The sequence below is a fragment of the Polynucleobacter sp. UK-Gri1-W3 genome, from assembly GCF_018881595.1.
Taxonomy (GTDB): domain Bacteria; phylum Pseudomonadota; class Gammaproteobacteria; order Burkholderiales; family Burkholderiaceae; genus Polynucleobacter.
Map to the genome: position 1 here is coordinate 56,387 of NZ_JACVQA010000009.1, position 13,961 is coordinate 70,347.

The 13,961-nt window shown below is 45.1% G+C and carries 15 protein-coding genes; 10 read left to right on the forward strand and 5 right to left on the reverse strand.

Features of this window, described 5'->3' with window-relative positions:
* The first annotated feature begins 11 nt into the window (after positions 1–11).
* From bioA to ICN36_RS10725, 4 genes are read left to right on the forward strand one after another with little or no spacing between them, the layout of a single operon-like run.
* Entirely contained in the window at positions 12–1,358 is a 1,347-nt protein-coding gene (gene bioA, locus ICN36_RS10710; RefSeq protein ID WP_216228351.1) for an adenosylmethionine--8-amino-7-oxononanoate transaminase, read from the forward strand.
* Positions 1,355–2,602: an 8-amino-7-oxononanoate synthase gene (locus ICN36_RS10715; protein ID WP_216228352.1), complete on the forward strand. Its 1,248-nt coding sequence runs from the start codon at positions 1,355–1,357 to the stop codon at positions 2,600–2,602. Before bioA ends, ICN36_RS10715 begins: the two co-directional genes overlap by 4 nt.
* Complete coding sequence (bioD, locus tag ICN36_RS10720; protein ID WP_216228353.1) at positions 2,595–3,350, forward strand: dethiobiotin synthase; 756 nt, start codon at positions 2,595–2,597, stop codon at positions 3,348–3,350. The genes ICN36_RS10715 and bioD overlap by 8 nt, the downstream gene beginning before the upstream one ends.
* A 56-nt stretch (positions 3,351–3,406) precedes the next feature.
* The gene (locus tag ICN36_RS10725; protein WP_216228354.1) at positions 3,407–4,603 is read left to right on the forward strand and encodes a M20 aminoacylase family protein; all 1,197 of its coding nucleotides are present in this window, start codon (positions 3,407–3,409) and stop codon (positions 4,601–4,603) included.
* Positions 4,604–4,623: 20 nt separating this feature from the next.
* On the opposite strand, the gene ICN36_RS10730 is transcribed toward ICN36_RS10725, so the two are convergent.
* The 3 genes from ICN36_RS10730 to apaG form a co-directional block, all read right to left on the reverse strand.
* Positions 4,624–5,400, reverse strand: coding sequence for an enoyl-CoA hydratase (locus ICN36_RS10730; RefSeq protein ID WP_216228355.1), 777 nt, complete (start codon positions 5,398–5,400; stop codon positions 4,624–4,626).
* A gap of 27 nt (positions 5,401–5,427) precedes the next feature.
* Positions 5,428–6,558 carry a murein transglycosylase A gene (locus ICN36_RS10735; RefSeq protein ID WP_216228356.1) on the reverse strand — a complete coding sequence of 377 codons (1,131 nt, stop codon included), beginning with the start codon at positions 6,556–6,558 and terminating at the stop codon, positions 5,428–5,430.
* 130 nt (positions 6,559–6,688) lie between these two features.
* Positions 6,689–7,063 (reverse strand): Co2+/Mg2+ efflux protein ApaG, encoded by a 375-nt coding sequence (gene apaG, locus ICN36_RS10740; RefSeq protein ID WP_216228382.1) that lies wholly within the window; start codon positions 7,061–7,063, stop codon positions 6,689–6,691.
* Positions 7,064–7,112: 49 nt separating this feature from the next.
* Here apaG and rpe point away from each other — a divergent pair, with 49 nt between their 5' ends.
* The 5 genes from rpe to trpC are packed head-to-tail and all read left to right on the forward strand — an operon-like array spanning position 7,113 to position 11,750.
* On the forward strand, positions 7,113–7,838 hold the full coding sequence (rpe, locus tag ICN36_RS10745) for a ribulose-phosphate 3-epimerase (protein ID WP_216228357.1): 726 nt from the start codon (positions 7,113–7,115) through the stop codon (positions 7,836–7,838).
* On the forward strand, positions 7,838–9,343 hold the full coding sequence (gene trpE / locus ICN36_RS10750; RefSeq protein WP_216228358.1) for an anthranilate synthase component I: 1,506 nt from the start codon (positions 7,838–7,840) through the stop codon (positions 9,341–9,343). The genes rpe and trpE overlap by 1 nt, the downstream gene beginning before the upstream one ends.
* Positions 9,327–9,893, forward strand: coding sequence for an aminodeoxychorismate/anthranilate synthase component II (locus tag ICN36_RS10755; protein WP_216152270.1), 567 nt, complete (start codon positions 9,327–9,329; stop codon positions 9,891–9,893). Before trpE ends, ICN36_RS10755 begins: the two co-directional genes overlap by 17 nt.
* Before the next feature lie 17 nt (positions 9,894–9,910).
* Positions 9,911–10,936 carry an anthranilate phosphoribosyltransferase gene (trpD, locus tag ICN36_RS10760; RefSeq protein ID WP_216228359.1) on the forward strand — a complete coding sequence of 342 codons (1,026 nt, stop codon included), beginning with the start codon at positions 9,911–9,913 and terminating at the stop codon, positions 10,934–10,936.
* Positions 10,937–10,946: 10 nt separating this feature from the next.
* Positions 10,947–11,750: an indole-3-glycerol phosphate synthase TrpC gene (gene trpC, locus ICN36_RS10765; protein WP_216228360.1), complete on the forward strand. Its 804-nt coding sequence runs from the start codon at positions 10,947–10,949 to the stop codon at positions 11,748–11,750.
* Here trpC and ICN36_RS10770 read toward each other — a convergent pair.
* Positions 11,731–12,300 (reverse strand): hypothetical protein, encoded by a 570-nt coding sequence (locus ICN36_RS10770; protein ID WP_216228361.1) that lies wholly within the window; start codon positions 12,298–12,300, stop codon positions 11,731–11,733. The genes trpC and ICN36_RS10770 overlap by 20 nt on opposite strands.
* 111 nt (positions 12,301–12,411) lie before the next feature.
* Between ICN36_RS10770 and ICN36_RS10775 the strand changes: the two genes are divergently transcribed.
* Positions 12,412–12,762 (forward strand): hypothetical protein, encoded by a 351-nt coding sequence (locus ICN36_RS10775; RefSeq protein ID WP_216228362.1) that lies wholly within the window; start codon positions 12,412–12,414, stop codon positions 12,760–12,762.
* Between the two features lie 75 nt (positions 12,763–12,837).
* Here ICN36_RS10775 and ychF read toward each other — a convergent pair whose 3' ends face one another.
* Positions 12,838–13,932 (reverse strand): redox-regulated ATPase YchF, encoded by a 1,095-nt coding sequence (ychF, locus tag ICN36_RS10780; RefSeq protein WP_216152275.1) that lies wholly within the window; start codon positions 13,930–13,932, stop codon positions 12,838–12,840.
* Positions 13,933–13,961 lie beyond the last annotated feature (29 nt).

Sequence of the window (13,961 nt, forward strand, 5' to 3'; positions counted from 1 at the left end):
AAATATCAAACATGAAGGTTATTTCTGATTTAAATCAAACCCCCCTCGTTGATCGCAGCCTAGCCGCCGTTTGGCACCCATGCACCCAAATGAAACAGCATGAGTCCTTTCCCCTAGTTGCCATTGCAAAGGGTAAGGGTGCGTGGCTCTATGATGAAAATGGAAAAGTCCTACTCGATTCCATCAGCTCTTGGTGGACCAATTTATTTGGTCACTCCAATCCACGCATCAATCAAGCCATTACTGCGCAACTTGAAAAAATCGAGCATGTCATGCTCGCAGGATTTACCCATCAGCCAGTCGTTGAGTTATCAGAAAAACTTTCTGCACTCACCAGTCACCACTTAGGTCATGTCTTCTACGCATCTGATGGCGCATCTGCTGTGGAGATTGCATTAAAGATGAGCCACCACTACTGGCAACTGAATGGCAAGCCGCAAAAGAAAAAGTTTGTTTGCTTGGAGAATGGTTACCACGGAGAAACACTCGGTGCACTAGCCGTCACCGACGTTGCTATTTTTCGAGAGGCCTATGGCTCACTCTTGCAAGACGTGTTCACGATTACCTCGCCAGATGCCCGTAAAGCAAAAGCAGGCGAGAGCTCAGAAGATGTCGCAAAGCATGCAGCCAAACAACTTGAAGAATTATTAACAAGAGAGCATCACAATATTGCCGCCATCATTGTCGAGCCCTTGGTGCAATGTGCTGGTCAGATGGCCATGCACTCCTCTGAATATGTCCGCTTAGTAAGGAAGTTATGCGATCGATATGAGGTGCATCTGATAGCCGATGAGATTGCAGTGGGCTGTGGGCGCAGTGGTAAATTTTTCGCTTGTGAGCATGCTGGTGTCTGGCCAGACTTTCTAACACTTTCAAAAGGTATTAGCGGCGGATATTTGCCGTTATCACTTTGCCTAACCACTGATCAGATTTATCAAGCTTTTTATGGCGATCAGACTCAGCAAGGGTTTTTGCATTCTCATTCTTATACCGGTAATCCATTAGCCTGTGCTGCGGCCCTGGCCTGTCTTGAGATATTTGAAACAGACAAAGTACTAGAGAAAAATATTGGGCGCTCTCAAGATTTAGCAGCTGCATTTATGTGGGCAAAAACTGATTCTCGAATTGAGCATTGGCGCCAACAAGGAATGATTTTGGCATTCGATATTAAAAATAATTGTCTTAAAGACCCAAAAATATTTGCACGTACAATGTTTGCAAATAGTTTGAATGAAGGTGTATTGATCAGACCAATCGGCAATACTATCTATGTCATGCCGCCCTATATTTTGTCCCCTGCACAAACTATGCAATTAGGCAAAGCTGTGCAAATTGCCCTTGAGAAAACATTGGCATGACCAACTCTGCAAACACATTCAAAGCCATCAATTTGGCGCAAGAACAAATTGCTGACCTTGAGTCGCAATTACTCAAACGTAAACTCAGGGCCACAGAATCTCCCTGCGATACCAAAGCTTTGGTTAAAGGGCGGGAATTAAAGGCATTCTGTAGCAATGACTATCTGGGGCTAGCAAACCATCCAGAACTGATTGAAGCGCTGGCTGAAGGCGGTAAAAAGTATGGGGTAGGTAGCGGAGCCTCCCATCTTATTAGTGGTCATAGCATCGCTCATGAGCTCCTTGAAAAACAATTAGCCTCTTTTCAAGAGCAACATATCCCAAATGCACGTGCACTCTTTTTTAGTACTGGCTATCTCGCAAATCTCACTGCCATTACAGCCCTAGCAAGACTTGCACCACAAAAATCTACCAGCATATATTCGGCAAAGTTAAATCATGCATCTTTAATTGATGGCATTCGTTTGGCAGCCGCACAAACTCAAGCCAGCGTCTCTCTGTTTGATCATACGAACATTGACTCATTAAGCGAACTACTCAAGACAGATCAGAATCCTCTAAAGATTATTGTTACTGATGGTGTCTTTAGTATGGATGGTGATCTCGCTCCAATAAAAGAACTATTAAAGCTTGCTGAACAATACGATGCACTTTTGTTGGTAGATGATGCTCACGGCTTCGGAGTTTTAGGAAAACTAGGTCACGGTATTTTGGAGCAAGGAAATATCTGCTCCGATCGAATGATTTATATCGGCACTCTTGGTAAAGCTGCCGGCGTCAGCGGCGCATTTGTTTGCGCACAATCAACATTCATTGAGTGGCTGATTCAAAAGGGTCGTCCTTTTATTTACAGTACAGCAACCCCACCTGCAATTGCGCATACTTTATCTAAGAGCCTAGAAATTATTAGCGGTGATGAAGGAAGTAATCGTCGCACTCAACTCAATAAACTCATTCGCATCTGGCAAGATGAGATGCAGTTTTCTCAATGGGAAAAAGTTCCTTCTTGCACCGCAATTCAACCTGTGATTTTGGGTAGCAATGCCAATGCTTTGCTTGCAGCCCAGTTATTGGATGAAGCGGGGTATTGGATTCCGGCTATTCGGCCCCCTACCGTGCCCAATGGCAGCGCAAGATTGCGTATTACCTTTTCTGCCAATCACAGCGAGGCAGATTTACGTCAATTAATCATTAGCTTGAAAGCCATTGAACAGCAGGTGATCGAAAAGGCATCTCATGAGTAAGCTCACAAGCAAGCTCACAAGCAAGCTCACAAGCAAGCTCAACGGCTTCTTTGTCACCGGCACCGATACTGAGGTTGGTAAAACCTTAGTAAGCGGAGCACTCATTCTGAAATTACGCGAACAAGGAGTGAAAGCTATCGGCTTTAAGCCAGTAGTTGCCGGAACTTACCTAGATTCAGAGGGTCTCACTCAGAACGAAGATATTGAAACCCTTCGACTTGCCTCTAACCTCGGCTCCCTTAAATTAAGTTTGTGTCCCTATGTATTGGATCAGCCAGCCGCGCCTCATCTCGTAGCAAAGCACCAGGGATTAAAGCTTGAAATGGGTGTTATTGCTGAGGCATTTGAGGAGGTTCAAAAACATGCAGACTGGGTCGTAGTCGAAGGCGCTGGCGGTTTGTTAATTCCACTAAATGAAAATGAGAACTTAAGTGATTTCGCGCAGGCAATTGATTTACCAGTCATTCTCGTAGTGGGCATGAAGTTAGGCTGTATAAATCACGCCCTCCTCAATTATGAGGCACTCAAAGCACGCAATTTAAATATCGCTGGATGGGTAGCCAACTCCCTATCCACGGAAATGCCACTTCTTCAAGAAAACCTAGAGACCTTACAAGTCAGAATGGATGCCCCTTTTCTGGGCCTCATTCCAACACTTCCAAAAGAACTTCAAAAAGCCATTAATGGCCCATATTCCATTGAGGCCCTGATTTTTGCTGCAAAGCACATTCAATTGCCTAAGCAATAACAAGCATTCACTCCCATCCTAGGGCATATCAAAAGACTTTCGGATAAGATTAAGGAATGCATTTAATCCCAGAAATTACTGACTCCGCGGAAGCCATTCAAGAAATTCGACGCAATATTCATGCGCATCCTGAATTACGCTTCGAAGAAAATCGCACAGCTGATCTCGTAGCGAAAGCACTTTCTAGCTGGGGAATTACTGTTTACCGCGGCATGGGAAAAACAGGCGTAGTTGGTCGACTAGATGGTGACTTAGGTCCAGGAAAGATGATTGGCCTTCGTGCTGATATGGATGCACTGCCATTACAAGAGCACAATAACTTTGCTCATGCTTCAAAAAATCCTGGAAAGATGCATGCGTGTGGACATGATGGACATACGGCAATGCTCTTGGGGGCCGCACAATATTTATCAAATCATCGCGACTTTAAAGGTACTGTGATTTTTATTTTCCAACCAGCTGAAGAAGGTGGTGCTGGTGCGAATGAAATGATCAAGGATGGACTCTTTAAAGAGTTTCCATGCGATGCGGTATTTGGTTTGCATAACTGGCCTGGTTTTGCGGCAGGTCACTTTGGAGTTACTGCTGGTCCCATGATGGCATCTAGTAATACTTTTGAAATCAACATCACGGGCAAAGGTGGGCATGCCGCCCTTCCTCATAACAGTGCAGATCCAGTATTTGCTGGTGCACAAGTAGTGCTTGCCTTGCAAAGCATCATCACTCGCAACAAGCGCCCTATAGATGCTGCAGTTTTATCGATTACACAATTTCATGCGGGTGAGACTAGCAATGTCATTCCCGATAGCGCCTTCATTGGCGGCACAGTACGCACCTTTACTCTAGATGTATTGGATCTCATAGAACAACGGCTCCGAGAAATCGCCCATAGTGTTGCAGGTGCATTTGATTGCCAAGCTGAAATTACCTTCTCTAGAAATTACCCACCCCTTATTAATCATGCAAATGAAGTTAAATTTGCAACAGAGGTGATGAGCGAATTGGTTGGCGAACAAAACGTGAATAGCTCTATTGATCCAACGATGGGTGCTGAAGACTTTGCATTTATGTTGCTTGAAAAGCCAGGCTGTTACGTATTTTTAGGAAATGGCGATGGCGATCATCGCTCTGTGGGTCATGGCATGGGTCCATGCCACTTGCATAACCCCTCATATGATTTCAATGACTCTTTGATTCCAGTTGGCGTGAGCTATTGGGTCAAACTAGCTCAACGCTTCCTAGAAAAAAACTAAACTCGTTTAACGTACTGCAGTTAAGAGTTCGTAAATTTGGCTGGGCGTTTTTCTATAAACGCTGCCATACCTTCTTTTTGGTCATTCATTCCAAAGCAAGTGTGGAAGAGACGGCGTTCAAAATGAATACCTTCAGACAAGGTAGTCTCATAGGCGGTATTGATACTTTCTTTCACCATCATTGCAGTCAGTAAAGGCATATCTGCAATGCCTTTAGCAATTGCCTTCACTTCTTTCAATAAGTCTGCTTGCGGAAAGATGCGCGCCACTAAACCTGAACGCTCGGCCTCGGCAGCATCCATCATGCGACCTGTCAGAGCAAGGTCCATAGCCTTTGCTTTCGATACTGCACGCGGTAAACGTTGCGTACCACCAGCGCCTGGAATAATGCCGAGCTTCACTTCAGGCTGTGCAAATTTAGCGTTATCAGCAGCCATAATGGTGTCGCACATCATGGCCAACTCACAGCCACCACCAAGCGCATAACCAGATACTGCAGCGATTACTGGTTTACGAACTTTTTTAATCTCTTCCCAATTACGGGTAATAAAGTCGCCGCGATAGACATCCTTCAATCCATATTTAGCCATAGAAGCAATATCTGCTCCAGCAGCAAATGCTTTTTCACTACCAGTAACAATCATGCAACCAATATTGTCATCTGCATCAAACGCCAATAATGCAGCACCAAGCTCTTCCATGAGTTGATCATTCAACGCATTTAGTACTTCGGGACGATTTAAGGTGATGGTGGCAACCTTACCTTCTACTTCAGTCAGAATTGTTTTGTAGCTCATGACCTTCTTTCGGTGATATGTATTTGATTAACGTGGAAGTAATAACCACATCTTGCCATTTTGTTTCATGCGACCCGCCATTTCTCCAGCAGAATCTCCAGACCCCCAATAGTAGTCTGCTCTTACGCCACCCACAATGGCTTTACCCGTATCTTGAGCCATGACTAATTTTTGCAAAGGCTGACTACTCAATGGTTTAGTGGTCGCTAAAAAGACAGGTGCACCCAATGGCAAAGCTTGTAAGTCTACGGCAATACTGCGTTCACCAGTCAGCGGAACTCCTAGGGCTCCATTGGGGCCGAGATCTGCCGCCACATTACCCGGTAACTCTTTGAAGAAAACAAAACGAGGGTTCGCGTTCAGCATTTCATTCACTTGGCCGGGATTACGTTTTGCCCATTGAGAGATGCCTTGCATGGTGGCTTCGCTGCGAGTAATTTCCTTGCGATCTAACAACCACTGAGCAAATGATTTGAATGGTTGATCATTGGTGCCAGCATAACCAAGGCGCAAGATGCGACCATCTTCAAGACGAATTTTTCCAGAGCCTTGGATTTGCATAAAGGCAGCTGCTACTGGGTCCTGTACCCATACAATTTCAGAACCCTGCAATATGCCAGAGCTCATGAGTTCGGCGCGGCTTGGGCCTGGGTTAGGTTTAGATTTGCGCCATGCGTTAGGGTAGCTATAGAGCGGTACGTTATAAGTACTGGTACGGGTTTGAGAGCCATTCATCACCGGCTCGTAATAACCAGTAATTAAGCCCGTGTCACTACCTGAGCTATTGCGAATTTCATAAGCTTGAAAATTACTTTCGAAGTATTTGCGAATCGCCTGTGTATCCCTGTTCGGTACATTGTTAGCTTGATTACAGACCTGTCGCCAATTCACTTCGCTATTTTTCTTACGTAAAGCATCGCAACTTTTTAACCAAGCTGGCCAAGCTTGAGATAGATCGTCTTCTTGCCACCCTGGCAAAGCTTGCCAAGAGATTGCACTGAAGCTGGCGATCGAAGAGCTATAACTTGTTGGTGATGCGCCAGAAACGCCAGTACGGGATCCTGTGCTGCGAGTAGGGGGTGCTGAACACCCTGCAATCAAGCTCGCTATGAAGATAGCGAATACACTTAACGAAACCAATTTAAATTTAGAAATCATGATTGCCAATTTACTCGATGAATACCCAATGCTTTTGTTCGCTTTTGAGGGCGCTGTTGCCTTAGGACTTTTGCTGTTTATTGTCTTATGGACAGGCAAGGGCAAGAAATAGGATTTTCTACACCCTGTATTAATGCAGGGTACGTGGCATCACTAGGGCAAATTCTGGAATGGGGGCCTGAAAGAACTGGGCATCCTCAGTAACGCAGAAATATTCCCCACGCATTGTTCCTGCGGGAGTGGGTAAGGTAGCCCAGCTGGTGTACTCAAAATGCTCACCAGAGCGCAATAATGGCTGTTGCCCCACTACCCCCAAGCCACGAACCTCCTGGACATCGTTATCCCCGTCGGTAATGAACCAATGGCGTGCAATCAGCTGAATACTAGCTGTTCCAGTATTGCGAATGGTGACCGTATAAGCAAAGGCAAATTGGCGGTTATCGGGGTCAGATTGCTCTGGAAGGTACTGGGCTTTCACCGTTACAGTCATTTCATGGGGATTCATGCTCGAATTCTGCTTCATCCTGAATCCAACTGCAAGCTAGAATCTAGGGATGGAAAGCCAAAAATCATCCTCAAACAGTCAATTTGTCATTGCACCGTCTATTTTGTCGGCTGACTTCGCCTGCCTAGGCAAGGAAGTACAGGACGTTTTAGTGGCAGGCGCGGACTGGATTCACTTTGATGTGATGGATAACCACTACGTACCGAATCTCACTATTGGCCCCTTAGTTTGTGAGGCTATTCGCCCCTATGCAAACAAAGATGGCAAGCCAGCAGTGATTGATGTGCATCTCATGATCGAGCCAGTGGATCGTATCCTTCCTGACTTTGCTAAAGCCGGTGCAAATTTAATTAGCTTTCATCCTGAAGCAAGTCCACACGTCAATCGCACGCTGAACTTGATTCGCGATCAAGGATGTCAAGCGGGCCTAGTATTCAATCCAGCTACGCCGCTAGATCATCTCGATCACACTTTGGAATTAATCGATCTTGTATTACTGATGTCTGTGAATCCAGGCTTTGGTGGTCAATCATTTATTCCGAGCACTCTCAATAAGATTGCTCAAGTGCGCGCACGTCTCGATCGCTATCAAGCAGAAACCGGTCGGCACATTCGTCTTGAAGTGGATGGCGGAATTAAAGTAGACAATATTGCGGAAGTAGCACGAGCAGGCGCTGATACTTTTGTCGCAGGTTCAGCAATTTATGCAAAAGAGAATTACGCACAAGTAATTGAAGCAATGCGCACTGAATTAGGTAAGTCAGGGAAAGCGTAATGCATCGCGAAGAATTTAACGCTCTAGCAAAGCAGGGCTTCAATCGCATCCCTCTAATTAAAGAAGTTTTAGCGGATCTAGAGACCCCGCTATCCCTCTACGTCAAACTCACTCAAGCGCTCGGCAAGACAAATACTTATTTGCTTGAGTCCGTATTGGGTGGTGAGCGTTTCGGCCGCTTCTCCTTTATTGGTCTGCCTGCCAAGACAATCGTAAGAACTGTTGGAACCCCTTCTGCACCATTTAACGAAGTGGTAACCAATGGACAAGTTATCGAGACCAATACTGATAATCCACTCGACTTTGTTGATGCTTACTTTAAACGCTTTAAGGTAGCACTACAGCCTGATATGCCACGCTTTTGTGGTGGTCTTGCCGGTTACTTTGGCTATGACACGGTTCGTTATATTGAGCACCGTTTAGCTAAGCATCACTTACTGGATGAATTAGGTGTGCCTGATATTCAACTCATGCTGACTGAAGAGTTAGCTGTGATTGATAACGTAGCTGGAAAAATTTACTTCATTGTTTATGCGGACCCAAGCGTTACAGATAGCTTTGAAAAATCACAGGCCCGCCTAAAAGAATTACTTGCATGCCTTGGTAAGCCAGCAAATATGCCGGCATCTTTACCAAGCATCAAAACTGATCTCATCCGTAAATTCAAAGCTGAAGATTTTGAAAAAGCAGTACTTAAAACCAAAGAATACATTTTGGCTGGTGATTGCATGCAGGTGGTAATCGGTCAACGCATTAGTAAGCCATTTACAGATTCACCGTTAGCTCTGTACAGAGCTCTGCGCTCACTGAATCCATCGCCTTATATGTATTTCTATGATTTTGGCGATATGCAAATTGTTGGCTCATCCCCAGAGATTTTGGTCCGCCAAGAAAAACGGGGCGCTGAGAAAATTGTCACCATACGCCCACTAGCAGGCACCCGCCCTCGCGGAGCCAATCCAGAGGAAGATGAGCGCTTAGCCAAGGAACTCTTGGCTGATCCCAAGGAAATCGCTGAGCACGTCATGCTGATTGATTTAGCACGTAATGATGTGGGTCGCATTGCTAAAACTGGCTCAGTCAAAGTAACAGATTCCATGTCGATCGAGAAATACTCCCATGTTCAGCACATTGTGAGCTCTGTAGAGGGCGATCTTTTAGACAATATGAGCAATATGGATGTCTTACGCGCCACCTTCCCTGCGGGTACCTTATCAGGCGCCCCAAAAATTCGGGCAATGGAAATCATTGATGAAATGGAAATTGTGAAGCGCGGCGTATATGGCGGCGCAGTGGGTTATTTGTCCTTCTCAGGTGATATGGATGTGGCAATCGCTATTCGCACGGGCGTTATTCGTGACGGCATGCTGCACTCGCAGGCTGGAGCTGGCGTTGTAGCTGACTCAGACCCAACCGCCGAATGGAAAGAAACTGAAGCCAAGGCACGCGCAGTGTTAACTGCAGCAGATTTAGTACAAGGGGGACTCGATGCTCCTAATGATTGATAACTACGATTCATTTACTTACAACCTAGTTCAGTACTTTGCAGAACTCGGTGAAGAGGTAAAAGTCTTTCGTAACGATGAAATTGCCGTGGAAGAAATTGCCAAACTGAATCCCGCGCGTATTTGCATCTCACCTGGTCCATGCAGTCCATCTGAGGCGGGTATCTCCGTCGAAACAATCAAGCGTTATGCCGGTCAGATTCCGATCCTAGGAGTCTGCTTGGGTCACCAAGCTATTGGCGAAGCATTTGGTGGCAAAGTGATTCGCGCCCAAAAGGTAATGCACGGCAAAACGGATAGCATCCACCACACCGGAATGGGCGTGTTTAAAAATTTGCCCGACCCGTTTAAAGTGACCCGCTACCACTCGCTAGCTATTGAGAAAAGCTCTTTGCCTGCAATGCTAGAGGTAACCGCAACTTCATCTGACGGCGAGATCATGGGCGTTCGTCATAAAGATCTTGCAGTTGAAGGTGTGCAGTTTCATCCAGAATCCATCCTTTCCGAGCACGGCCACGCCCTACTCAAGAATTTTTTGCAAAATAAATAAAGTTTATTAACAGCGCTATGCCAATAACACCGCAAGAAGCCTTACAACGCTGCATTGAACATCGTGAACTCTTTCATGATGAGATGACAGCAATGATGCGCCTCATCATGAGCGGTGAAATGTCACCAGAACTTGTTGCTGGATTACTAGTTGCCTTACGTACTAAAAAAGAAACTGTTGGTGAAATCGCTGCAGCCGCACAAGTGATGCGTGAGTTTGCTACCTCCGTGAAGGTTGATGACCGCAGTCATTTAGTCGATGTAGTGGGTACTGGTGGTGATGGTGCACATACTTTTAATATCTCCACAGCAGCGATGTTCGTGGCAGCAGGAGCGGGTGCAAAAATTGCTAAGCATGGTAACCGCAGCGTGAGTAGTAAATCAGGCAGTGCAGACGTATTAGAGGCGCTTGGCGTTAATCTGGCCTTATCTGCCGATCAAGTCGGGCAATGCATCTCTACAGTGGGTGCTGGCTTTATGTTTGCCCCCAATCACCATCCAGCAATGAAGAACGTCGTGCCAATTCGTAAACAACTTGGCGTACGCACCATTTTTAATATCCTAGGCCCCCTGACCAACCCTGCTGATGCCAAGCGGATATTAATGGGTGTCTTTCATGCCGATCTCGTTGGTATTCAGGCACGTGTATTACAAGCCCTAGGAATGGAGCACGCACTGGTGGTTTATGGACGCGATGGCCTAGATGAAATTTCCTTAGAGGGTCCAACCTTAGTAGGCGAACTCAAAGACGGCGTGGTTCGTGAATATGAAATTCATCCAAAAGATTTTGGATTAAATATCGCCTCTACCAATAGCTTCAAAGTTGACAATGCTGATGAGTCCAAGAAAATAGTTCTGGATGTCCTTGATGGCAAACCAGGTCCAGCTAGCGATATCGTTTGCCTCAATGCTGGAGCAACACTTTATGTGGCTGGTGTAGCTAAAGATATTGCCAGTGGCGTTGCTTTAGCTAAAGCGGCTATTACCTCTGGTGCGGCACGTCAAAAATTAGACGCCTTTGTTGCAGTAACACAATCCAAATAATTCATTATTCATGAGCGATATCCTCGACAAAATTGTTGCTACCAAAAAGATTGAAGTAGCTAACTGCCTGCAGAAAATATCGCTTGCTAATCAGCGCGAGCAAGCTGAGGCCAACAATCAAGATCCCCTGCTCAAGCCAAGAGGCTTTATTCAAGCTATTGAGAACAAAATCTCTGCTGGTAAAGCCGGAGTTATCACTGAAATTAAAAAAGCCAGTCCAAGTAAAGGCGTTTTGCGTGAAAACTTCTTACCGGCAGCTATTGCTCAATCCTATGAAAAGCATGGCGCCGCTTGTTTGTCAGTACTCACTGATAAAGATTATTTTCAGGGCAGTAATCTCTACTTGCAAGAGGCGCGTACGGCATGTCACATTCCCGTTCTGCGCAAAGACTTCACCATAGACCCATATCAAGTTTATGAAGCTCGTGCAATTGGTGCTGATGCAATCTTGCTAATCGTAGCTTGCTTGGAGCTAAATCAAATGAAAGAGCTCGAAGCTTGTGCCCATGAATTAGGCCTAGATGTTTTAGTTGAGGTTCACAATGCCCCAGAATTAGAACAAGCATTAGAGCTCAAGACACCATTACTTGGAATTAACAACCGTAACCTCAAAACCTTTGAGGTTACGCTGCAAACCACCCTATCATTACTATCCATGGTTCCAGATAATAAAATTTTGGTGACTGAGTCTGGCATCTTGAATCGCCTTGACGTAGAGCTCATGCGTAATAATCAGATCAATGCATTCTTGGTTGGGGAGGCATTTATGCGCGCCACAGATCCAGGGGCAGCCCTTAGTGAGCTGTTTTCCTAGTCTTTCGCAATAGATCTAGGCAGCATTTGATCAAAGAGATTAGCAGCAGTGAACCCAGCACATCACCTATAAACATCACTACAAAGTGATTTAAGCTGCCCGTATCCTCCAATGTCATGATGGAGAACCACCACTGGTGGAGGCCTGCTGAAAGCAATGAAAAAGTCAAAATACAAGCAATGAGTTTTGAGAAATTCAAATTACTTAAATCTGACTCAAGATGAATATTGCTGAAGACAAAATATCTAGCTAAGTAAGGGGCAAATCCAGAAATAAGCCCGACACCAATACATAAAGTTAAATCGTGCGGAAAATCGCCGTAGTAACTAATTAAGAAAGAAGCCAAAGCAATACCGACGGCTCCCGGCAATCCAAAAATCAAAGTAAGAAATAAGCGCAGACCAGCCGGTAAATAAATCCAGCTTACCCCAAGACCAAAAGTAATGCTATTGGTAAGCCAGCCATTCAAATAAAAAAGTAATGTGTACGCCATCGCACTAATGGCGACTTCAACAAACCATTCTGAAGAAATTTTAAATAACTTAAACATTGCAAATAGTATGGGTTATTTTTAATTGATTGGCGTCAATTGCTAAAGTTAGATACAAGGAATAAAATGATGCTAGCTCTAAGGCTATAAAACTTTTATTAAATATTCAACATGTCCATACAAAAAACTCCCTCCTACATTAAGTTTCTAAACTTAATTGATGCTATTGATCGCATTAACCCAGGGAAAAAGCTCGATGGCACTGAAGAGAGCCTACTCGATAAGATTGTTTCTTGCGCCCATGCAAAGCAGGCAATATTGGTTGGTGATCTGATTTCGATTTCCGACCTAGGTTCACAAGCTACTCTGCACGGACGCCTCAAAAATCTCAGCGCCTTGGGCTATATCAAAATGGCAGCGAATGCCGATGGTCGCAAAAAAGAAGTGCTTCCTACCAAGATGGCACTCAAGCGCTATGAAGAAATTTCTAAATGCTTAGAGAAAGCAGCAAAAGCCGCTTAAGAATATTCAACCTACGTGCTGCATAGACAAAAAGCCCTGAAAAGGGCTTTTTTATTTGGCAAAGATGAAGATAATTTAGACGTTAAATAAGAAGTTCAATACATCGCCGTCTTTTACAACATACTCCTTACCCTCGGCACGCATTTTTCCAGCCTCCTTGGCACCTGTCTCGCCTTTGAACTGCACAAAATCATCATAAGCGATAGTCTGGGCACGAATAAATCCACGCTCAAAGTCAGTATGAATAACACCAGCTGCTTGCGGCGCTGTATCACCCACATGAATAGTCCATGCGCGAACTTCTTTAACGCCTGCTGTGAAATACGTTTGTAAACCGAGTAATGAGTAACCCGCACGAATCACGCGATCCAAACCTGGCTCTTCCATGCCTAAGTCCGCCAAGAACTCAATCTTGTCAGCCTCTTCCAAGTCAGCGATTTCTGCCTCAATTGCAGCGCATACAGCTACAACCGGAGCGTTTTCTTTTGCAGCATGCTGCTTAACTGCCTCAAGATGCGGATTATTTGAGAATCCATCTTCTTTTACGTTTGCAACGTACATAGCAGGTTTAGCGGTAATCAGACACAAGGGTTTAATTAGTAACTTTTCGTCATCACTCAGATTCAAACTGCGCACTGGTAAAGCAGAATCCAGATGGGCTTGAACTTTAGTGAGAACAGCAACTAAAGCTGCAGCCTCTTTATCATTTCCAGACTTAGCAGCCTTACTTGAGCGATTCAAGGTTTTCTCGACCGTTGCCAAGTCCGATAAAGCCAATTCGGTATCAATCACACCAATATCAGCAATAGGATCAATTTTTCCAGCAACGTGGATAACGTTGGGATCCTCAAAACACCGTACGACATGGGTAATAGCATCAGTTTCACGAATATTCGCTAAAAACTGATTGCCAAGACCTTCACCTTTTGAGGCGCCTGCCACCAAACCAGCAATATCGACAAATTCGACAGCTGCCGGCAGAATGCGCTCAGGCTTCACGATCTCAGCCAAAGCGGCTAGACGGGGGTCAGGGACCTCAACAACGCCTACATTAGGCTCAATCGTGCAGAAAGGGTAGTTTTCCGCTGCGATTCCAGCCTTGGTAAGCGCATTAAAGAGGGTAGATTTGCCGACGTTAGGCAGGCCGACGATGCCACATTTCAAAGACATAGTCGTATTGTAAAGGGGCTGGTTTCGAT